This window comes from Pseudoflavonifractor gallinarum (genome assembly GCF_014982855.1).
GTDB classification, from domain to species: domain Bacteria; phylum Bacillota; class Clostridia; order Oscillospirales; family Oscillospiraceae; genus Pseudoflavonifractor_A; species Pseudoflavonifractor_A gallinarum.
The window spans coordinates 12,887-32,660 of the sequence record NZ_JADCKF010000008.1; the positions used below are offsets into that span (position 1 = coordinate 12,887).

General features: G+C 60.9%; 33 protein-coding genes. 4 read left to right on the forward strand and 29 right to left on the reverse strand.

The window, feature by feature from the left end; genetic code table 11:
- Window positions 1-5: 5 nt before the first annotated feature.
- From INF37_RS09485 to INF37_RS09615, 27 genes are all read right to left on the reverse strand, one after another.
- Entirely contained in the window at window positions 6-584 is a 579-nt protein-coding gene (locus INF37_RS09485) for a hypothetical protein (protein ID WP_193537950.1), read from the reverse strand.
- Complete coding sequence (locus tag INF37_RS09490; protein WP_193537951.1) at window positions 584-1,150, reverse strand: head-tail adaptor protein; 567 nt, start codon at window positions 1,148-1,150, stop codon at window positions 584-586. The genes INF37_RS09485 and INF37_RS09490 overlap by 1 nt, the downstream gene beginning before the upstream one ends.
- A gap of 3 nt (window positions 1,151-1,153) precedes the next feature.
- Window positions 1,154-1,486: a head-tail connector protein gene (locus tag INF37_RS09495; RefSeq protein WP_235964288.1), complete on the reverse strand. Its 333-nt coding sequence runs from the start codon at window positions 1,484-1,486 to the stop codon at window positions 1,154-1,156.
- Window positions 1,483-1,896 (reverse strand): hypothetical protein, encoded by a 414-nt coding sequence (locus tag INF37_RS09500; protein ID WP_193537953.1) that lies wholly within the window; start codon window positions 1,894-1,896, stop codon window positions 1,483-1,485. The genes INF37_RS09495 and INF37_RS09500 overlap by 4 nt, the downstream gene beginning before the upstream one ends.
- 12 nt (window positions 1,897-1,908) lie before the next feature.
- Entirely contained in the window at window positions 1,909-3,201 is a 1,293-nt protein-coding gene (locus INF37_RS09505) for a phage major capsid protein (RefSeq protein WP_193537955.1), read from the reverse strand.
- Between the two features lie 18 nt (window positions 3,202-3,219).
- Entirely contained in the window at window positions 3,220-3,924 is a 705-nt protein-coding gene (locus tag INF37_RS09510) for a Clp protease ClpP (RefSeq protein WP_193537957.1), read from the reverse strand.
- A complete protein-coding gene (locus tag INF37_RS09515; protein ID WP_193537959.1) occupies window positions 3,917-5,140 on the reverse strand; it encodes a phage portal protein in 1,224 nt (407 codons plus the stop codon). Before INF37_RS09515 ends, INF37_RS09510 begins: the two co-directional genes overlap by 8 nt.
- Entirely contained in the window at window positions 5,137-5,364 is a 228-nt protein-coding gene (locus INF37_RS09520; RefSeq protein ID WP_193537961.1) for a hypothetical protein, read from the reverse strand. Before INF37_RS09520 ends, INF37_RS09515 begins: the two co-directional genes overlap by 4 nt.
- A gap of 1 nt (window position 5,365) precedes the next feature.
- Window positions 5,366-7,177, reverse strand: coding sequence for a terminase large subunit (locus INF37_RS09525; RefSeq protein ID WP_193537963.1), 1,812 nt, complete (start codon window positions 7,175-7,177; stop codon window positions 5,366-5,368).
- On the reverse strand, window positions 7,167-7,682 hold the full coding sequence (locus INF37_RS09530) for a P27 family phage terminase small subunit (protein WP_101692839.1): 516 nt from the start codon (window positions 7,680-7,682) through the stop codon (window positions 7,167-7,169). The genes INF37_RS09525 and INF37_RS09530 overlap by 11 nt, the downstream gene beginning before the upstream one ends.
- Window positions 7,683-7,910: 228 nt before the next feature.
- Window positions 7,911-8,282, reverse strand: coding sequence for an HNH endonuclease signature motif containing protein (locus INF37_RS09535; protein WP_193537965.1), 372 nt, complete (start codon window positions 8,280-8,282; stop codon window positions 7,911-7,913).
- 58 nt (window positions 8,283-8,340) lie between these two features.
- On the reverse strand, window positions 8,341-8,553 hold the full coding sequence (locus tag INF37_RS09540; protein ID WP_193537967.1) for a cysteine-rich KTR domain-containing protein: 213 nt from the start codon (window positions 8,551-8,553) through the stop codon (window positions 8,341-8,343).
- A gap of 64 nt (window positions 8,554-8,617) precedes the next feature.
- Window positions 8,618-9,376, reverse strand: coding sequence for a rolling circle replication-associated protein (locus INF37_RS09545; protein ID WP_193537969.1), 759 nt, complete (start codon window positions 9,374-9,376; stop codon window positions 8,618-8,620).
- A gap of 296 nt (window positions 9,377-9,672) precedes the next feature.
- A complete protein-coding gene (locus INF37_RS09550; protein WP_193537971.1) occupies window positions 9,673-10,341 on the reverse strand; it encodes a DUF551 domain-containing protein in 669 nt (222 codons plus the stop codon).
- Between the two features lie 18 nt (window positions 10,342-10,359).
- Entirely contained in the window at window positions 10,360-10,524 is a 165-nt protein-coding gene (locus INF37_RS09555) for a hypothetical protein (RefSeq protein ID WP_193537973.1), read from the reverse strand.
- Window positions 10,517-10,786 (reverse strand): hypothetical protein, encoded by a 270-nt coding sequence (locus INF37_RS09560; RefSeq protein ID WP_193537975.1) that lies wholly within the window; start codon window positions 10,784-10,786, stop codon window positions 10,517-10,519. The genes INF37_RS09555 and INF37_RS09560 overlap by 8 nt, the downstream gene beginning before the upstream one ends.
- 137 nt (window positions 10,787-10,923) lie before the next feature.
- On the reverse strand, window positions 10,924-11,181 hold the full coding sequence (locus INF37_RS09565) for a hypothetical protein (protein WP_193537977.1): 258 nt from the start codon (window positions 11,179-11,181) through the stop codon (window positions 10,924-10,926).
- A 2-nt stretch (window positions 11,182-11,183) separates the two neighbouring features.
- The gene (locus INF37_RS09570) at window positions 11,184-12,662 is read right to left on the reverse strand and encodes a ParB/RepB/Spo0J family partition protein (RefSeq protein WP_193537979.1); all 1,479 of its coding nucleotides are present in this window, start codon (window positions 12,660-12,662) and stop codon (window positions 11,184-11,186) included.
- Window positions 12,646-13,428 carry a ParA family protein gene (locus tag INF37_RS09575; protein WP_193537981.1) on the reverse strand — a complete coding sequence of 261 codons (783 nt, stop codon included), beginning with the start codon at window positions 13,426-13,428 and terminating at the stop codon, window positions 12,646-12,648. The genes INF37_RS09570 and INF37_RS09575 overlap by 17 nt, the downstream gene beginning before the upstream one ends.
- A 17-nt stretch (window positions 13,429-13,445) precedes the next feature.
- On the reverse strand, window positions 13,446-13,646 hold the full coding sequence (locus INF37_RS09580; protein ID WP_193537983.1) for a hypothetical protein: 201 nt from the start codon (window positions 13,644-13,646) through the stop codon (window positions 13,446-13,448).
- Complete coding sequence (locus INF37_RS09585; protein ID WP_193536049.1) at window positions 13,633-13,794, reverse strand: hypothetical protein; 162 nt, start codon at window positions 13,792-13,794, stop codon at window positions 13,633-13,635. Before INF37_RS09585 ends, INF37_RS09580 begins: the two co-directional genes overlap by 14 nt.
- Window positions 13,776-15,113, reverse strand: coding sequence for a replicative DNA helicase (locus tag INF37_RS09590; RefSeq protein WP_193537985.1), 1,338 nt, complete (start codon window positions 15,111-15,113; stop codon window positions 13,776-13,778). The genes INF37_RS09585 and INF37_RS09590 overlap by 19 nt, the downstream gene beginning before the upstream one ends.
- Entirely contained in the window at window positions 15,103-15,924 is an 822-nt protein-coding gene (locus INF37_RS09595) for a helix-turn-helix domain-containing protein (RefSeq protein ID WP_193537987.1), read from the reverse strand. The genes INF37_RS09590 and INF37_RS09595 overlap by 11 nt, the downstream gene beginning before the upstream one ends.
- A gap of 39 nt (window positions 15,925-15,963) precedes the next feature.
- Window positions 15,964-16,278: a hypothetical protein gene (locus tag INF37_RS09600; RefSeq protein ID WP_101692824.1), complete on the reverse strand. Its 315-nt coding sequence runs from the start codon at window positions 16,276-16,278 to the stop codon at window positions 15,964-15,966.
- 268 nt (window positions 16,279-16,546) lie between these two features.
- Window positions 16,547-17,014, reverse strand: coding sequence for a helix-turn-helix domain-containing protein (locus INF37_RS09605; protein WP_193537989.1), 468 nt, complete (start codon window positions 17,012-17,014; stop codon window positions 16,547-16,549).
- Window positions 17,015-17,046: 32 nt separating this feature from the next.
- Window positions 17,047-17,247: a hypothetical protein gene (locus INF37_RS09610; protein WP_193537991.1), complete on the reverse strand. Its 201-nt coding sequence runs from the start codon at window positions 17,245-17,247 to the stop codon at window positions 17,047-17,049.
- Window positions 17,248-17,261: 14 nt separating this feature from the next.
- A complete protein-coding gene (locus INF37_RS09615; RefSeq protein ID WP_193537993.1) occupies window positions 17,262-17,480 on the reverse strand; it encodes a helix-turn-helix domain-containing protein in 219 nt (72 codons plus the stop codon).
- Window positions 17,481-17,582: 102 nt separating this feature from the next.
- Between INF37_RS09615 and INF37_RS09620 the strand changes: the two genes are divergently transcribed.
- Window positions 17,583-17,759, forward strand: coding sequence for a hypothetical protein (locus INF37_RS09620; protein WP_193537995.1), 177 nt, complete (start codon window positions 17,583-17,585; stop codon window positions 17,757-17,759).
- Here the strand turns inward: INF37_RS09620 and INF37_RS09625 are convergent.
- Window positions 17,756-17,956 (reverse strand): hypothetical protein, encoded by a 201-nt coding sequence (locus INF37_RS09625; RefSeq protein ID WP_193537997.1) that lies wholly within the window; start codon window positions 17,954-17,956, stop codon window positions 17,756-17,758. The genes INF37_RS09620 and INF37_RS09625 overlap by 4 nt on opposite strands.
- A gap of 108 nt (window positions 17,957-18,064) precedes the next feature.
- Between INF37_RS09625 and INF37_RS09630 the strand changes: the two genes are divergently transcribed.
- Window positions 18,065-18,463: a hypothetical protein gene (locus INF37_RS09630; protein ID WP_193537999.1), complete on the forward strand. Its 399-nt coding sequence runs from the start codon at window positions 18,065-18,067 to the stop codon at window positions 18,461-18,463.
- Window positions 18,464-18,564: 101 nt separating this feature from the next.
- On the opposite strand, the gene INF37_RS15935 is transcribed toward INF37_RS09630, so the two are convergent.
- Window positions 18,565-18,936, reverse strand: coding sequence for a helix-turn-helix domain-containing protein (locus tag INF37_RS15935; protein ID WP_328821071.1), 372 nt, complete (start codon window positions 18,934-18,936; stop codon window positions 18,565-18,567).
- On the opposite strand from INF37_RS15935, the gene INF37_RS09640 reads away from it, so the two are divergent.
- Together INF37_RS09640 and INF37_RS09645 are read left to right on the forward strand one after the other, a co-directional pair.
- A complete protein-coding gene (locus INF37_RS09640) occupies window positions 18,935-19,312 on the forward strand; it encodes a helix-turn-helix domain-containing protein (RefSeq protein ID WP_193538001.1) in 378 nt (125 codons plus the stop codon). The genes INF37_RS15935 and INF37_RS09640 overlap by 2 nt on opposite strands.
- Window positions 19,305-19,736, forward strand: coding sequence for an ImmA/IrrE family metallo-endopeptidase (locus INF37_RS09645; RefSeq protein ID WP_193538003.1), 432 nt, complete (start codon window positions 19,305-19,307; stop codon window positions 19,734-19,736). Before INF37_RS09640 ends, INF37_RS09645 begins: the two co-directional genes overlap by 8 nt.
- Window positions 19,737-19,774: the final 38 nt, after the last annotated feature.

Consider the following 19,774-nt stretch of genomic DNA (forward strand, 5'->3'; position numbering starts at 1 on the left):
TCCTCCTATTCCACGTCAAATTCCCGCTTGAGATGAGCCATATACGCATCGCTCCATGCAATGCGGTCCAGGAGCTGTTCCGCAGCCTTCAGCGCGTTGTCAAAGGCCTTCAGCTTGGTGTAGGAGTAGAACTGCTTGCCCTTCACATAGTCTTTCTTGTCCCGCACATGGACTTTCCCGCTTTTTACTCGGCTCCAGGACCGCTCGGAGCCGGGCGCGGCCTTCCGGGTACCGTAGCCGCGCTCCTGCCAGCGGGTGACCATGCTGGAGGTTACCTCCCGCCCGCGCCAGGTCTTTACCTTTCTGTCTCCGCCGGGGCGGCGGAGCACAGTCCCCTTTATGGGACTCACTGCAGCATATCCGCCCTTGCTTCCGATGCGCACTTCCTGCCAGCTCCGGACTGTGTAGTCCGCCCCTCCGCGGAACCCGGACCGGCCGATCTGCCGGTCCAGATGCTTTTTCGTGGCCTCGCCCATGGCCTCAGAGGCCCGCCTTCTTGCCTCCGGGAACTCCTCGAACAGATCTTCCCAATACCGGGTAAACTCGTCGAGCTTTTCCCGCTGCATACGAGCGATACTGCCCATTACAGGTCCACCCGCTTCCCGATCTCGTACTCGTTCTTGTACTGGTCCAGCTCGTGGGGCGTCATGACCTCCCAGAGTTCCCCTCCGATCTCCACCAGGCACCCCGGTCTCAGCCGGATGGGCTTGGACACGACCAGGACCTGCACGGCGTCATTCACCGACATGGGCCACTCTTGTTCGTGTTTCACATACTTCTCAGTACGGACTCCAGGGAAGATCATCGCCCCATTCCCCTCCTCGTCCAGCTGTTTGACTGTCTCCACGTTCACCAGCGCAGCGGACACGTCCAGATGGTTGCGCCCCCGCTCAGTGACCGCCGTGAGTAAGAGGTGCCTCTCCCCCCAGCGGAGGGCCTGGTGTGGCGTGAGAGCCTGCCGCCGCACGATGATCTGTGCGTCCCGGGCCCCCACGCCCACCTTGGAGAAGAGATTTGTCTTGCCGCTCAGGGTGATGTTGGCCCAGGCCCTGCGGATGGCCACCCACTTCCACACCCCGGTGGATGTCTCCCTCAGCTCCAGCACCTGGGCCGGCTTGTCCAGCCGCCCGGCGTCGATGTGTGCCGCCATGGGTCATCCCTCCCCCGATGCGTCCAATTCGGACACCGGCTCCGTCAGCTTCAGCTGGACGATGAGCCGACGGAAAGCCGGGTTGTCCTCCACAATCGTCCCCGTGATGGTGGCGTCCCGCAGGTCGAAATCCCGCAGCACCATAAAATTGACTGCCAGGTCGTACTGGGCCCGCCGGCTCGTGCCCTCCGGCGGCTCCGAGACCCCGGCGTTCTCCAGATAGCCAACCGCGGCCTCATAGAGCCCCTCCAGGGTGAGGAGCTCCTCCTCGGTCGGCTCCTCCACCCTGCAATAGGCCAGGAGAGATTTCATCCGTTCATCGCCGATCGACATCATTTTGCTACGGTCCAGCCATTGGCGGCGGGCAGATACAGGCTGCGGCCGGCCACAGCCACGCCGCACAGGACTGCAGCGTCCCCGTCGTGCTGGAATTTCAGGCCGATGTAGCGGGGATTGGCGGGATCCACCTGGTAGCTCACCACAATCGTCTGAGGATCCGTTCCCACGCTGTCGGAAAACTCCACCGCATCGCCAATGGCTTTGGCGCTTGCGCCGGTGGACTGATCAGAGCCCATTACCGTCACCGTTACCTTCTTGCCCGCACCCAAGGCTGCGGTGGAGACCAAAAATGCGACCTCCCCAGCGCCGGAGGTGTCAACAAAGGCGGTGGTTTTGTCCGTGGTTTTTTCCACGGACTGGGGCGCAAACACATTGACAAAGGCCAGCTCTTCAAAAATACGCTTCACAGTAGCTCCTCCTTACTTTCGGTCGGCCAGCGCCACAAAGGGGCTGCGGAGTTTGGTGCTGTTCTTGATCTTCAGGGGGCTGTTTACCTTGGGTGCGCCGTTGCAGCGGAACACCACGCGGAAGCAGTTCTGGTCAGTCAGGAACTCCACATGGATGGACCAGTCCTGCTTGACGGCGCCCTTGGTCAGCAGGATGTACTGGAAGGGATCCACCAGCATGATATCGCCCTTGGTGCCCAGAGCAGAGCAGCTGTCCTCAAAGAGGACCGGCTTGTGGAGCACCCGCTGGGTGTCGAAATTACCCAGACCACCCTCAGGCGTCCACAGGAATTTGGACTCATCCCCGCCCTTGATGACCAGCAGGGGCAGCTGCTCCTCCGCATCGGGATGCATCAGCCACACCAGCCGCTCGCGGCCGCGAGGCATAGACCGCGCCTGCATCTTCACCGCGTTATTGCCCACGAAAGTTCCGGCGGTCTGAGACGGCTCCTTATCTACCGTGATGAGGGCCTTGGAATTGATAAAGCCCAGGGGTTTGCCGGATCCATTGCCTGCAATCACAGCGTCCGTCAACAGGCGGTCACCGGCCAGGGCAAAGCCGGTGGAGGCAAAGCCGCTCATAAAAGCGGCGTCCTGCAACATTTCATCGGTGCAGTACAGGAAGCCCATCATCTTTTCCAGGTCCATCTTGATCTCCCGGAACTGAGGCTTGCTGGCGGCCACAGCGGCGCCCTCAGCTGCCCAGTACATCTGTACACCGCCGAACACGGACTGACTCACATCGGTCTCATCCGCGCTGATCCACCGCATGGAGTTGGCCGCGCTGGAACAGGTATAGCGGTCCAAACGGTTGAGCAGGGGGCTCATCTGCACCGCGCTCTCCAGAATTGATCCAGCAAAATCCGTCTGAATCGCAAATCCGCCGTCCGCGCCGATCCCCTCGTTGGTCCCCAGCACTGCGTTGTTCACCTGCTGAAGCCGTTTGTCTTCAATGTGGTTCTTGCGGAAGTTGTAGATGGCGGCCAGCTGCTCACCAATGGAGGCGAAGGGCTTCTCCTCGCCGCCTCTCCCCTCCTTGGGGGTCTTATTCTTATCATGCAGGATACCGTCGTACACGGGATCGGCATTTTCCTGGCTCTGTCTGGCCAGTTTCTCCAAACTGCTGATCTGGTTGTTGATACCCTCCATCTGGTTGGTGATCTGGTCCACCTCATCATAGTTGCCCTCATCAGCCGCAGTCTGAGCTTTGGCCAGAAGCTGGCTCTTCTGCGCACGCAGGTCCGCGATCTTCTCCATGAAATCCATCGTATTTGCTCCTCTCAATCAAAAATTTGCAAGCGCCCGCAGCTTAGCCATGGCGCATTTTGCTCTTTCTCTGGCCTCGGTCTCCCTCCGCACAGCTTCCATATGGTCCTGGTACCGTTGCCGCATGGCGGCCGTCAGCCGAATACGGCCCCCGGATGCCGCCACAAAGGCGGCAGGGTCTTCTTCTCCACCGGGCAGGCCCACGATCTCATCGATCAGGCCGTAGTCCAGGGCCTGGCTCGGGCTGATCCAGATGTTTTTGTCCATCAGGGCGATCAGCTCTTCCCGGCTCCTGGCGCTGCTTCTGGCGGAATAGACCTCCAGCACGCAGTCCCTGGCATTACGCAGGGCCTCCGCCGACCGGCGCATATCATGATAGTCCCCCTCGGCTGCGCCGCTTGGATTGTGGTAGCACAGCAGCGCCCCTGGCTCACTCTGGATGGTCTTGCAGCCGGTTGCCGCCAACGTGGCAGCGCTTGCCCCATAGCCCTGGAAGAGGGCTGTGGTGTTCCCATGGTAGCGGCGGAGCATGGAACGGATCTCCGTGCCTACCGCCATATCTCCGCCGGGAGAATTGATCAGCAGTGTCACATCCTCCCCGTTGGCAGCATCCAGTGCCGCCTGGATATCCATGGGCGCGGTAATGTCCCGGAAGCCCCACCAGCGGAGCACGTCGGCAGAGTCGTTGTCCCATAGCTCACCGCGCAGTGCGATATCAGGCATTTGTGTCCTCTCCTCTCAGTACGGACTCCAGAGAGCCCAGATTTTTTGTCACAAGGAACTGCTTCCCCAGTCCTCCCGGAACGGGGTTGAGCTCCTCCCTTGCCCGGCACTCGTCCGGATTCATCACCGAGTGCTCAATCAGCTTCACATAAAAATCGGCCCGCGTATTGGGATCTGCCCGGAGCAGCGCCTCCACCGTTCCGTGGATATAGACCCCGTCCCGTTTCTGATCGGGCGTGGGGAGTTTCCAGGAGTCCTCATTCTCGCACTGCACCACATAGGGCAGGAGCACATCGGTCACATAGTTGAGCCGCTGCTGGGCGTTGCTGTTGTAGCTCTCCTTGCCGGTCTGGAGCATATGCTTGGGCACTCCCGAGAACCGAGCCACCTCCTCCACAGAGAATTCCCGACTCTCGATAAACTGGCTATCCCTCTGATTGAGGCCCAGGGGTGTGTACTTCATATCGCGGTCCAGAACTGCCACTGCAAAGGCGTCGTCCGTCGCATAGGACTGGAACTCTGCCTTGACCTTGTCCCTGGTCTTCCGATCGGCGTCCGAGTCGATCTCCACAATGCCGGAAAGCCGCGCTCCGTTCTGGTAGAATTTCTTGCCATACCTCTGGGCCATGGCGTCCACTGCAATGGCCTCCCGGGCCAGATGCAGAAATCCGCGTCCGTGAATGCCGTCATAGGTCTCAAAGAACAGGAAGGACAGCTCATAGTTGGAAAACTTTTTTACCATGCCGTCCACATTGTACTGATACCAATACTGTCCCCCTTCGCGGTCTTTGAGAATGGAACAGCACTCTGTCGGCAGCGGCAACCGTTGGACTACACGGCCGGAGCTGTCGCGCCGGTTCCACACCGCTCCGAATCCGTGCCAAAAGGCGTTTGACATCAGCACCTTACGCAGCATGAACGGAGACATACAGTCGTTTGGCCGAACCTTCAGCATCGTGCGGAGCCGCTCGTCATTGTATGGGACTCTGGCATCCCCATCCTTCCGGTACGCACCGAATGGGATCAGGCCAAAGGAGTTGGTCAGGATGCGGTGGGCCGCTGCTACGGGAGACAGGTGCTCCGCGTTGCCCTGACTCCCCTCGATCGCCTCTCCGGCGGTAAAGACCCGTTTGAACCACGCCTGCACCTCTTCCCACCCAAGGGACTGTTCCTCCATGGAAGCTCTCGGTGCCTGCACGGCTTTGCTCAAAATCACTTGTGCCGTCCTCCTCTCGACCGGGCTACAATCAGGGCATATGCCGCCAGGCATACACCAGCCGCCGCTAATCCAGCCGCCCGGCCGTACTGCTCGTAGGCCGCCGATACCAGGCACGCACCGGCGCCGATCAGAAGCAGGTCATCCAGATAGAGCGCGAAATTCCCGGCAAACGACCGGGCAGTCTTCCGCAGCATATCAAAAAATTTTCTCTTATGTTCCATTCTACAAACCCCAATCATCGGATTGAATGTGCTCGTTGATGTCACTTCTCACCGGCGTTCGCTTCACCAGCACCCGGGCCAGTGCATTCATGGCCGCCGCCACGGGGTCGATGCGCTCGGTGTCGTCCTTATGTCGCTTGGAGAGCTTGATATCCCCGTAGTTGTTCTGGATCTCGATGGCGTTCTGGAGGCACCAGAGGGCCAGAGGGCTCTCCTCTATGACCACCCGCCCCTGGAGCAGCAGCTCCCGGAAGGTCTTCACCGCCAGGTTCTGCCCGGCGCAGGTCTGGGCCACCTCCACGCAGAAGTCCTCCCGGTTCCGGTCCTCGTTCATGCGGATGGCCAGGTCCGTGGCGTTGTGGCCGTCATAGTCCACCTCGTCCACCTGCCAGTCATGCTCCCGCTCGCCTGCGCAGATCCAGTTGTAGACATAGCTGTTGTCGGTGACGTCGCCGGGGGTGAGGGTGCAGTAGCCGCCCTGTGCCCAGGCCTTATAGGGCACCCGGTCGGTCTTTTCATGGCGGTCGGCGCCGTTCTCCGGCATAAAGCCGTGCAGCCTGAACGCGATGCGCCCGTCCGGCAGGTCAAACACCGCCGCCGCGCCGCTCAGGTCGATGCGCTTGCCCAAGTCAAAGCCGCAGTTGCAGCGCAGCCCGTCGGTAAGCGCGGCAAACTCCTCCCGGGGGACCATAGCCGTCCTGACTTTCGCCATGCAGTTCTCGTCCAGATAGCGGTTCACGCTGCCGGACTGCCACAGGCACATCCGGCGGGTCAGGAACTTTCGGATCTTGTTGGGGTCGTTGGAGGCATAGGCCGCGTTATGCTCGTCCCGGATCTGCTTGAGCAGGATCTCACTGTACCGGCTCGGATACCGCAGGCACGGGTTCGGCTTGGCCCACAGCTTCTCGTCGTGTGGGTTGTCCCCCTCGTCCAGCTCCCGGATCATGATGAAATAGCTCTCGTCAATGACCGTGGGATCTTCCAGCACGCGCTTGGCGTACAGCTCCTCCTCGTAGCAGGGCTTGCTCCCGGCATCATCTCCTGCGGTGGTGATGACATCCAGCAGGGACTGCTCCCGCTTGCCGAAGGAGTTGGTGCCCAGGTCATAGATCTCCGAGTTGGGGTGGGCGTGGTACTCATCCACGATAAAATAGGTGGGCGCGCCCGAGTCCTTGTTCTTGGTATCCTTGGACAGGGCCCGCATATACCCGCCCCGGGTCCTGTGTACGATCGGGTTGGAGCGCGGGACGATCAGCCGCTTGGCAATGTTGGGGCTGGCCTGGGCGATCTTCTTTGCGTCGCCCAGCACGCGCATGGCCTGCCCCCGGTCCACCGCCGCGCACTCCACCTCCGGCTCCTGCTCAAATCGGGCCAGCTCCGGGTGGTAAGGCGGATAGATTGCGTCCCCGCACATGTGGTGGAGTCCCTGGCAGGACTTCTCCGAGCTCTTGTAGTTGCCCCGGGCCCGCTTGTTGTAGGTATGGGAAAAGCGCCGTGCGCCGGTGTCCTTGTGGACCCAGCCGTAGGTGCAGCCCAGGTCGAACACCTGCCAGGGCTCCAGTTGGATGGGCTTTCCCGCGTCCACGCCGCGCACCTGGATGCACTGGCCAAACCACCGGATGATCCGGTCCGCCCGGGTGGTGTCAAAAACATACGGGAAGTCATCCGTTCCCTGGCGCTTCAAATCATCCAGATGCCGCTGGCAGGCCAGTATCTCATATTTGCAGCACTGATCCCGAAGCCGCCCCTGCGTCACCTGCTTGGCATAGACGCTGACAGGGTGGTGCAGGCCGGACTGCCATCTAGTCGCCATAGAGGTCACTGTCCTGGTCCGTCCTGGCTTCGGCTGCGGCCTGTGCCCGCTTCTGGGCCAGCCGCACCCGGCCGGAAGGCGTAAGCCCCAGCTTCTCCGCATACTGGAGGATGTTCCGTTCCAGTGACTGCATCTTGCCGCTCACAGTGTCCAACTTGGACACCACGTCGGCCACCTTCTCCGGGTCGCCCTTGGCATCCTTCAGCTGCTTGGTCACCTGAGACAGCACCTTGCACTGGCTCTCATACCGCGCCATCATCACGCAGTAGACGCCCAGAGCATCGCTGTCCAGGTCGTCCAGGATCACCAGGCCCTGCATCCGCTCCAGGACCTTCTTCCAGTAGCGGCCGGCAGCGGTGTTCTTGGCCATGATGGCGGGACGTTCCATGTTGGACTCCCGCCCCCGGTCCGGGATCACCCCATCCTCAGCGCGCTCCCGAAGCTGGCGCTCCTCGTCGGTCAGATTTTTGCTCATATTCTCCAGCGCCTTCGGTGGCGTCGGCATGTTTTTCACCTCCCGCTGTTTCCCGCTTTCGGCCGAAACCCTGATGGGGGAAATTTTCTCACATTCGAGGGGCCGTGCGGTCTTGCGCACCCTCGCCCAAAATCTTTTTCAGGGCGGGGGTGGGTCGGAAAGCCTCTGGCTTTCCCCTGGGCGCACGCAGGCGTGTAGACGCTCACGCACCTGCGCACACGCCGGAGCGCGGACGTAGCTTCCTGTCCGGAGAATGGCTCAAAACTGCGCCCGTTCTCTGCGCTTTTCCGCCTGTTCCAGCGCTGTTTTTCGATCGTGGCAATGCTTGCAGAGTGACTGCAAATTGCCCCGATCAACGAACCGCAGCCAGTTACCCTGGTGCGGCGTGACGTGGTCCACCACGGTGGCCCTGGTCCGGATGCCGCGGCGGGCGCATTCTTGGCACCAAGGCTCCCTCAGGAGCTGGGTCGGGCGCAGATCCTGCGTCCAGATGTCCAGACTGTACCACCCGTGGTATTCCGCAGATGCCCGGCGCTCAGCCCGCTTAGGCTTGTGCTTTGCGCAGTAACCCTCGCGGGTGAGCGCCGGACACCCGGGATATCGGCAGGGCCGGAGCGGCTTCATTGCCATGGGCTATCACCTCCAGACATACAAAAAGCCGGAGCCCAACACGACCCATTCCTGGGTGTCATGTCGGGCTCCGGCGTTCAACGCTCTGGCCTCTTGCAATATTCACGATGATCTCTGTTTTGCAATCCCGGCAGTAAACCGGGAGTCCGGTTGCCTCGGTATCTTCTTCGACACGCAGCAGCCGTTTATTCCGGTGACAGATCGGGCAGGTTACCCATCCGTCCCTTACGATTAGTTTACCACATTCGGTGCTATGTTTCAATGTTTCCACAGCTGTTTTCCATCTCCTTCCCAGAAGTTACACCCTGTTTCCAGACAGAAACAAGACGCGCGAGCTATGCAGGTTTCCGTTTGGCCGGTGGCCGTCTTCCCTTCTTGTCTCCTTTCTTTTCCGGCAGCAGGTACTTCAAATACAGATATTCGCCCCACCCATTGTTATCCGCCTTCCGGGACAGGACGAACGCCCCTGGCGGCAGCGTGATGGTGACGTTGTCCTTGACCGTCTCGGTCTCGGTCTTTGGTTTGAGCAGTCCAATGGACGGCGTCCAGGTCCGCTCCCCCACCCGGCACTTGCCCACCTCCCGGGGCTCCTTGGTGAGGTAGCGGGCCAGGGCTTCGTAGCCCTCCCACACATCCAGCCGTTCCACCTCTACCTGCCCATAAGGCCAGAGGGAGCGGAGCACCTCCACATCCCGGCCAGTTCCGTTGAGGACCATGTGGTGGTGGAGGCGCCCGCCCTCGGAGGAGAGCTGCTCGGTCACATAGATGTACCGGGTCTTTTGCCCTGCCATCTTCCGCGCACCCCGGAGCAGTTTGAGCATCTTCCGGTACTGCTTCAGGGCTGCGTCCTTGTGGATGGGAATGTGGGCGTCGTCGTATGTATAGACCACGTGGAGATCCTGCCCTCCAAAATTGGCGGCCAGTGTCATCTCAAGCTTTTGCCAGGATCTCCGGAGGTTGATGCTGTCCTGTCCGGCGCTGCTCATCTCCCGCTTGCAGGAGCGCTCCTGCTCCCCGTCCCGGGGGCCGGCCACCGTGTAGCACACAGCGGACACCAGCCGCCCGGCAGTGATGGTCTTGATCCGTTTACTCATAGGTGACTCCTTGGATCACAGGATGTCTGAGCCAGTACAGCAAACACTGATTGCATCGCTCAAATGGTATGAGCGTGTCGGACTCCAAATCGTCATCACACTCTGGCAGTCTCCTGCAAAAGTCCGGTGCTCCATCTCCCGAGGTGCAGCAGTTGATGAACTCTGCCAGCTCCTCGTCGCTCATAGAGCGGATATGGTCGGCATTGGTCTCAGGCGCCTTAAATGCCCCACATTTGACCACAATTTCATTCGGTTCTCGGTGGTGCCTGCAATCTGCAACGCATCTATCGCAAAGATTAAGTCCCATCTTTCTCGATTCCCCTCGCTCTCTTCTCCAGCTCTGCCGGAGGCTCCGGCAGAGGCCTCCAGTGTGTTACAAAAAGGCCTGTGCTTTCATGCTGCCAGTGCGGATCTGGATCATGAGAAAAGTATGTCAGCGTCCCGATAAACCGAGCGCCAAGGTCATCCTCTTCACGGTAAAACCCGTAATATGCCAAAACGGGCTTTTCGTCCTCTGGTAACCGATCTTCTACATTTATCCACGCCTCCAGGTCGATGTGGGATGGAGGGTAGGCGTAGGCAATCCACCCCAACTTATGGATCCCGCCTTTTCCTTCCGGATCTGGATATGTAAGTCCATACAAACCAGGGTCTCTATCCGAAAAGTAGTCGTCCGCATCTTCCGATAGTTCCCAATGTCCCCAGTCCGGTTGTTCTACGATCCACACCGGCTGTCCGTCCATCTCCCGCAGCTGCTCCAGCGTCAATGGCACCATTTTGTCGGTGCTGGCAGAATGGTCCGCACTGGTCATCCCCGACAGTCGCTCCATGGCTTTTCGGATGATCGCACACCCATGAACGCCGCAGTCATGCTCATGCCCACACCCCAGGCAGGCCAGGCTGCCAGTCTCCACGCGCAGCCGCCTGAGTGCCTGGAGCAAGCCTTCCATCGTGTCCAGCGTCATGTCATTCTCCTCCCTTCTTCAGCGCTCCCGCTCCATACGGAAGCTCACCATCTTCTCCCGGACCAGCTTGTCCACCACGCGGCCCTGTTCCTTGTAGCCGCAGATCTTGGCCAGCTCCTCCAGGTGATAGGCCGTCTGGGCCGTGACCAGCAGGCGGATGCGGCGCATATTCTTTTTACTCATACTCCAGCTCTGCCTCCAGTCTTGCGGACAACTCCCGGATCTGCGCAACCTCTTCCTCACTGTCCGGGATGAGGCGCAGCCCCATGCGCATCGCGGCCTCCGCTGTGTTCGCTTCCGCATACGCCCTTATCCCAAATCGGGCGACCGGGCAGCCAGTCGGTGAGCACTCTTCGCAGGAGTCGTCCCCTTCCCCGCAAAACGAACAAAATGCCGCAACCACGTCCGTCTCATACTCGCCGCTTTCCAGATACTGATATCTCATATAAACCTCCCTCCGTGTCCAACTTGGACACATTGCTCCGGCCCTCTGCCGGACGCCGCCGGAAGGACGGCGCCCGGAGGTCAAAGAGAGGTCCGGGCGGAGCGCGCACCCCGCCCGGCAGAAGGCCGGAGCCGTTCTTATTCCAAGCGCTCAAACCGGCGTAGCATCTGCACCGCCCACGCCGGCGGGCTTTCCCTTTCCGGCCTGGGTTCCCGCTTCTGTGTGAGGCGGCGGATGGCCCAGCGGAGACAGCGCACCTCCCGCTCCGCCTCCTCCAGCGCCTGGACGGCAGAGCGCACCAGGGTCGGACGGATGGAGATATGGCTGCTCTGCTTTTCTGCAAACGGCCTGAGCTGCCCGATCAGCGCCAGGCGGTCGATCTTCTCCTTCTCCACGGCTATGCCTCCCCCCTCTCCCAGGCCATGGACTCCGGCAGGGCCGGGCAGGCCATCCACAGCTTCACGTCCACGTTCAGGGCAAATCCTCCCGCTGCCGGGTCCTCCCAGCGCCGGTTGGCCGCGGACCACCAGTAGAGCGCCCCGCCCCGGTGAAGGGGGCCCTTTACACACCAGTACAGTCCGTCCTCCTTCGGCTCCTCCGGCCACCAGTGCCAGGGGTCTTCCCCGACTCCGGATGGGTGGAGCTCTTCGGTGAGCCCCAGCACATAGTCCGCGGAACAGCGGAGCGTCTTGGCGATCTGCTCCGGGTGATCCAGATTGCCCGGAGCCAGGTCGTTGCTGTAAAAGTACTTTTCTCCGAACTCTCCGGCAGCATAAGCCCGGAGGTCGGCCACCGAGACCGCCGCGTAGTATGTCCGGGGATTGATCTCTACCGAATCATCCAGCCCCGCCGCTTCGGCCGCTTTGAGGAGCCGCGCCGCGCTGTGCTGGATAGCAGACCGGTACTCCCGTTGCTGCTTTTCTCTCCGTTCCCCCTCGGCGCGGGCGGCGTCGTCCCGCCCCTCTTTCCGCAGGGCCTTAGCCTTGGCGCACATGCGGTCACAGGCATAGCAGCTGCTCTTAGACCGGCTGCACATCAGGCAGCACGTCTCCCCAAAACACATCTCAAAGGGGTTTTCTGCATCGTGGCGGAGGAAGGTATCTCCCCGGCGGCATGGGCTCCCATCCGGGCAGGAGAATCTGGGCCCCCACTCCGCTCCAGAGGACGCGGCCTCCAACAGACGTTCTGCGGAACCACCTGTTGGAGGGTTGCTTCCGCAGACTCGGAAAAGCCGTTCCTGAAGATTCTGCGGCATCCGCGCCATGGCATAGGCCGTCTGCTCCGGGAGGGCATCCCGGTCAAAAAGGGAGAGCCACTCCGGGACCAGCTTCTCTCGGATGACCTTCAGCCGGGCCAGCTTGGGCGCGGAGACCTTGCAGGCCGCCGCCACCTGGTCCCGCATCCGCCCCGGGAAGGTATACCCCTGTTCCTTGAGCTGGTAGAGCAGCGTCTCCACCTGCTGGGCCTGCTTGGCCACCTCGGCGGGGCTGAGCACCCGGGTGGAGGAGTTTGCCAGGATGAGCCGCAGCTCCCGCAGTTCCGGGGAGGCCTCGTCCCGCTCCACGATACAGGGGACGGCGTTCCACCGGTCCGGCTCCTCCTGCGCCAGGATGGAGAGAGCCGCCCGCCGCCGGTGGCCGGAGACGATGGTATACCCGCCGTCCTCCGCCGCGCGCACCCGGATGGGCTGCTGGAGCCCGCAGAGCTGGATGTTGGCGGCCAGCTCGTCGATGTGGTCCAGGCTGTAAAAATTGCCCGGGTCCTCCCGCAGGAGGGCAAGGTCCAGGTACTCGATCTCCTCCCGGCCGGTGTCCGACTTGGACACATCACCCACGGCGGCAGCAAAGGCGGCGCTCATGTCAAACTTCCGCGCCATGGTCTCCCTCCTTCCCCAGCAGCTCCTCTGCGAAGGCCCGGTAGTCCTGGGCCGCCCCGCTCCGGGGAGACCAGCTCACCACCGGCTCCCCGGTCCAGGTGGACTCGTCCACTTTCGGCGAGCGCCGGATGTGGGTCCGGAACACCTTGCAGGGCGCGTGCTGGCGCAGGAGGGCCTCCCCCTGCTCCACCGTGTCGCTCTTGTACCACACCGTGGGCAGACACCCCGCGATATGGACGTCCGGGTAGATCCGCCGCAGCCGGTCGATCTGGGCGGTGAGCTCGTGCATGCCCCGCACGGAGTATGCGTCCACCTTGATGGGGATGATGACGTCGGTGCTGGCGGCGATGGCCGCCGCGCAGGCCGGCGAGAGGGCGGGCGGACAGTCCAGGATCAAAACGTCGTAGGCGTCGTCCTCGGCGATGGCGTCCCGCAGATCCCGGAGGGCGGTCAGCCGGGGGCGCTCCCCCTCCAGCAGGTCCACGTCCAGGTTGCGCAGCTCGTCGTCCGCCGGGAGCACGTCCAGCCCCCGGATGCTGCTCCGGTACAGGAGATCATCGTAGTAGGCGTCCGGGATGGTCAGAAGCCCGGCCAGGGTGTTGTACTCCCCCGGCGGGAGGAGGGACTGGGTGGCGTTGGCCTGGGGGTCACAGTCCACCAGGAGCACCCGCCGCTGGTACTCGGTGGCCAGGATGGCCGCCAGATTGACGGCGGTCACCGTCTTGCCCACGCCGCCTTTCAGGTTCACAATGGCAAATGCTTTCACGCTGCATCGTCCTTTCATCAGTATTCGTCGAACTTGAAGCTCTCCCGGATGGTGGCCCAGTCCACGCTGGCCTCCACCGTGAAGTACCGGTGGGCCTCGTTGATGTACACGATCCGCCCGGTCACCATCCGGGGGATGCAGGGCATTGGGCCCTTGGTCTTCCCCACCTCGCCCGTGAAGGCGTGGGGGGTGAAGCGGTATTTCTCACCGAGGTGCATGATCTCTCTCCTCTCTCAGGGCGGCCAGCGCCTGGCGCAGGGCGGCCGCCACCTCCTCGTGTTCGCCCCGGCGGTCCGGATCGGCCAACGCCATGGCCTCGTGGCGGAGGATCTCCGCCTCCAGAAGCGTCAATTCCCTGCTGCACATTCCGCCCTCCATGCCCGTCTCGGGTCGTTGCTCACCGGGTTGATCTTGCTCAGGGCCAGACAGGCCGCCATCTCGCACTTCCCGGTGCTGCCGTGGCGGTTCTTGGCCACGATGACCTCCAGGGGAGAGGGATCGAAGCCGCTGGGCTTCTTCTCGGCGTAGTAGTCCTCCCGGTAGAGGAAGATCACCCCGTCCGCGTCCTGCTCGATGGCCCCCGTGTCACGCAGGTGGGCGAGCTGGGGGACCTTGTCGCTCTGCCCCTCGGTCTGGCGGTTGAGCTGGCAGAGCACCAGCACCGGGATGCGCAGGGTCCGGGCCAGGGTCTTGAGGGCGCCGGAGATCTCGGTCATGTACTCGATGCGGTTCTTGCGCTGGGCCCCTTGTCCGGGAGTGATCTTGCCGATGTAGTCCACCACCAGGAGCTTGACCCCCTTGACCTTCCGGGCCAAGAGGGCAATGTCGTCCACCATCACCCCGGGTCGCTGGCTGATATGCACCGGCAGGCGGCTGAGCTTGGAGCTGGCCTCGGCCAGTCTCCGTCCCTCCGGCTCGGTGAGCTTGTCCATCAGGAGACGGTGGCCCGGGATGCCGGAGAGGCGGCTCAGGCGCTTGGCCATGAGCTGCTCCTCGTCCATCTCCAGGGAGACAAAGAGGACCGGGCCGGTCCGCTCGGCCACCCGGTCGGCGATGTTGAGGGCCACGGTGGTCTTGCCCATGCCGGGACGGGCCGCCAGAATGTACATGCCGCTGGAGAGCATCCCGCCCCCCAGCAGGATATCGATGTCCCGGAAGCCGGTGGGTACGAAGCCGCTGGCCGTGCCCTCCTCCACCCGCTGCCGGTGGGCAAAGAAGGCCAGGAGGGCGTCGTTGGGGGCCAGCAGGTCCCCGGTCACCCCCTCGGTCTGGAGGTCCTCGATGCGCCGCCCGGCGTCGGCCAGAAGGGCGGCCGTCTCATCGTGCTCGTCCACCCGCTGCTGGAGCTCCTCCCCCAGGCTCCGGATGGCCCGGCGCACCGACTGCTCCCGCACCTGCCGGGCATAGACCTCCACGTTGGCGGCGGTGGGCGTGATCTCCAGGAGCTGCATCAGGTACTCGCTGCTCACGTCCGCGTGCTGGCTGCGGACCTCCTCCAGGATGGTCACCAGATCCACCGGCTTGTCCTCCCGGGCCAGTTTGACCGCCGCCCGGTAGATCTGCCGGTCCGACTCCAGGGCGAAGTCCTCCGCCCGGAGCAGCTCCTCCACCACCGGCAGGCACCGGCCATCCAGCAGGATGGAGCCGATCACGGCCTGCTCGGCCTCCACGCCGTTAGTCATCATAGACCACCACCTCCTCCCCGTCGATCACGGCCATGTGGTACTTGCGGGGCGGCGGAGCCTCCGGCTGGGCGGTGTCCGGCCCGCGCTCCTCGTCCTCCCACCGGCGGCCGTTGAGCCAGGTGGAGGCGTAGGGGATGCCCACCCCCTGCTGCCAATCCGCCCGTTTCTTCTGGCGGACCAGCGCGGCGGCCATGGTGTCGATCAGGCTGTCCTCTGCCCGGAGCTTGTCCCAGGCCCGGATGGCCGCCTGTTTGTTCTCCCCTCTCGGGTAGAACTCCCAGAACTTAGCGAATCGCTCCGGTTTCCAGTCCGGCTCCGGTTTGTAGGCCCGCCCTTTTCGTTTCCCCGGCGCGCCGTCCCCCCGCTGGGGGACTATGGGGGTATTTGTTTTCTCTTTCTTTTGTTTATCTTTCTTTTGTATATCTTTATTTTGTAGTGTCGGATTTCCCGTCGACGGCTCACCCGTCGACGGGTTACCCGTTGACGGAAAACCCGGCAACGGCAGCACGCTCTCCTCCCGCAGGACATAGGCATTGCCGCCGAACTTGCCCCGCTCCCCGTGGAGCTGCTCCCGGGTCAGGTATCCGGCATCCTCCAGTTCCTTCAGGGCGGAGCGGATCGCGTCCCGCCCCACCCCGCAGTAGGAGGCCAGGCCGGACACGCTGTACCGCCAGTCCTCCGGCAGGGAGGAGATCACCGCGAACAGCCCCTTGGTCTTGAGGGAGAGCCGCGGGTCCCGCAGCACCCCGTTGGTCAGCACTGTAAAGCCGCCCTTGCGCTCGAAGCGGAAGTTCATCTGAGATCCCGCCACACACGCCACCCCCTTGTCTGATGTAAAAATCGGCCCGTGTTACCAGATGCCCATGTCGATCATGACCTGGGTGGCCACGGCCTTGATGCGTGCCCGGTTGGCCGCCCGCTCTTCCTCGCTGACCTCCACGTCGCTGTGGGGCGTATAGCACAGCGTGGTGCCGTACTTCTCCCCGGCGTCCATGGTGGCCGACTCGTCCACCAGCACCCGCCGGCCTCCCATGTCCGTGAGCCAGTGCAGGCCCTTCCGTCGGGTCATGACGGTGTCCACGTGGTTCTTCCCAAAGGTCTCGGGGATGATCTTGGTGGTGACCACCAGCTCCTCCAGAGGCTCGATATCCAGCTTCAAATCCATGAAAACACCTCCTCATCTCTCTGTATGCGAGGGACAGAATGTCCTATGCCGCCGGAGAACGCACTTGCGCTCCGGCGCACGGTGTGATATAGTGTGATTGCAATATTTCCCTGTTCCGTCCTCAGGTCTGGTCCACCTGGGGGCGGATTTTTTTATCCCGGTCAAAAGCCGGCAGGCTGTGAGGATACTCACCGCAGCCAGGCTCCCGGCTGGGCCCACGCTGTCGGCGGCCAGGGCCACAGCCAGCAGGCCAAAGAACGCGATCCCGTCATGCACCGCCGCTCACCTCCACAGGAATGCAGCCCCCCGGTATTTCCAGGACGCTCTGCACGATATCCCGCAACTCTGCCACGATCGCCATGAACTCAGGCCGCTCTTCGTCGTCGATGACGTTGTCTTCGGCAATCTCCATCAGGCGCTCCAGCGAGTGCTGCTGGGTGAAGCGGCCCACGCGGTTGTATATCCGCACAGCGGCCTCGATCAGGCTACGTTCCTCCAGCGGGGGTACGATACGGCCATAGAGCGCATTCGTTTCACTGAGATGCTGGCAGGCCAGGCGCTGGTCGTTATACAGCAGGACCATGTCCCAGATCACACCGTTGGGCGGGATCCTCTGGCCTGTCTCATAAGCCCGGACGGACTCCACGCTGATGCCCAGCCGCTCGGCAGCTGCTTCCTGGGTGAGGCCGGCCGCATGACGGCTGGTTTTGTAGATATTCCGGTTATCTCCCGGCATGGTGTTCACTCCTTCTTTGGTGTACGATGGAATCAGACAGCCGCCGGCCACAGCTCTTCCGCGGAAAGCCGCTCGATTCGGCCGGACTGACGGCAGATCAGTATGTAGTCCTCCCCGCTCCGCAGGATCAGCCGCATGGCGTTGTGGGTGATGAGCTCGGCGCGCTCGATTTCGTCGGTATCATAGTGTTTTTCCACCCAGCGCAGGAGCTGGGCCTGCTCCGGTGTTCTCATAACGGTCCTCCTCGTCAAACGATTTTCATACCTGGCACATACTTGATGCCCGGGTAGATCTCCCGGTTCGGTTTGTAGCGGTGTTCTTCAATGCACCGCTCAATGGACTCCACCGAGTAGCGGCGGTGGCCGTAATACTCTACGGCCTCGATCTTGCCGTCTCGCACCAGCCGGACAAAGTCGCCCTGGCTGACGCCCAGACGCTTAATGGCCTGTGTTTTATTCAGCCACATACTCATATTCCTCCTTTCAGCTTGCATCCTGCCCAGGCAGGGTCCGCCCTTGTCTCCCCATCCGCCTTCGTGGTAATATTTAGGCGGAGAAAGGAGGTGATTATGATGGACAAAGCAACTGTCGAAAAATTGGCGCTGCTGTATGTTGAGAAAAACCTCGCCATTGGAGATTCTCCGCTGCGTGCACTTGAGCTTTTCGAGGAAGCTCAGAACGCAATCAAGAAAGAGCTTGGTGATCGTTTATCAAAACATGTCTCCAGCTCCGCTTGGAGTCTTTAATCTCCATCCACCGTAGACTGTAGTACAGCCTGCTCGCACTTTTTGAGAAGGGCCAGGGCCGTGCAGACATGCAGCCCAGTTAAAGCCTGCATGATTTGTTCTGCTCTGGCCTTCTGTGCGGGTAAGAAGAGCTCGTCGCATTCCTCCATTGACGACGGGACGCCGTACTCCTCATCCAATTTCCAGTACTGCTTCAATTTTCTCGCCTCCTCTCAACTTGCGTCCTGCCCCGGCGGGGTGCGCCCTTGTCTCCCCATCCACCTTCGTGGTAATATTTAGGCGGAGAAAGGAGGTGGGACATTCACATGGAGCTGGACAAAATCTTTACGATAATTTCTTTGGTAATTGCGCTTTTATCGGTCTGCGTTTCGGTTTACTCTGTTCACCAAAGCCGCAAGTCTGCTCTGACCGGCGCTTTTTTCTCCGAGATGACACAGGCTTATTCAGATTACCTTCGATGTGTCTCCGAGTTTGTTTTTCGCCGCGGCACCTCAGAGCGAGACGCGCTTGCCGCCGCCCTGTACCGTCTCCAGCTGTTTGCCTCGAAAGAGATCTCTGTTGATGCTCAGGAGCTTTACGTATTTGTGCTTGACTGGGCATCTTCAAATCCGGTGCGGGCTCTTTCAGTGGATGAGAGAATGAATAATCTAGGGCATAAAATGAGGGTTCATCTGGATCAGGCCCGAAAACGCGGCTGCTTTTAAAACGGCGCTGTACAAGAGCAATCAAGAGGTCTATTGGTATGATGAGAGTTTCGGCCAATAGACACACTGTTAGGAGCCCTGTGACAAAACAGTCAAATGAACTAACGGTTCTCCCTCCTTCCTTCCGGCGGGGTGCGCCCGTAGAGGGCATCGATGGAGCAACAGAGCGTGTCTGCCAGTTCCGGAAGCTTTGATGCGTTTGGAAGAATGGAGCCACGCTCCCACATTGCCACTGTGGACCTCCCTACTCCCAAGATTTGAGCCAGTGCTTTCTGAGATATTCCACGCTCTTCTCGAATGGCTTTCAGCCTCAACAGCGTCATCATATTTGTCACCTCTCTTTCATATGTCATGTATCGTGACATAAATATAGCACCACATTTCACAAATGTCAATACTAATGACATATATTTTAGAAAGCTCCCTTCCAATGTCATTCTGTATGACATATAATTGACATGAGGTGACGCCATGAACAGAATCAAAGACCTCCGTACTGCTCAGGTCCCCAAGATGTCACAGGAAAAACTCGGAAAACTTGTTGGAGTGGGACGCACGACAGTTACCATGTGGGAAAATGGCTCAAATGAGCCTGATAATGCAACTTTAATTAAGCTGGCTGAAATATTTGGTGTATCAATTGATTACCTTCTCGGGAACGAAAGCGAGGAATCTGCCCCTCCACCAACAGCGGACAAGCAGCTTGACGAGAGACAAATCATGGCGGCCTTCTGGGGCGGAGACCAGGATCTCACCGAAGAGGACAAGAAAGCCATGTGGGCCGACGTCAAAAATTTTGCCGCGTTTGTGGCGCAGCAGAAAAAACAGGAGAAGCAGCGGAATGACTGATCTCATTGGTCTTTATGATTATGCCAAGCAGCGTGCTATTGGCGTCTATTGGTTTACCATGGACCATGCGGAGTCGCTGTCCTTCATGGATTCCGATGGGGACTGCTACATTGCCATGGATCCCTGGCACCTTGGGACACTGGCCGAAGAAAAGACCAAGCTGGCCCACGAGCTGGGGCACTGCGAGACCGGCAGCTTTTACAACGAGTACGCCGCTCTGGATGTCCGGCAGAAGCATGAGAACCGTGCCAACCGCTGGGCATGTAAAAAGCTCATCCCGGAGGATGAGCTGAAGAAGGCCGTTCAAAAGGGGTATCAAGAACCCTGGCAGCTGGCCGAATATTTTGATGTCACAGAAGAATTGATCCGCAAAGCAATCTGCTGGTATAAGTACGGCAACATGGCCGTGGATCAGTACCAATAAAAAATGTGTCCAAGTCGGACACCGGAAGGGGGCACGCC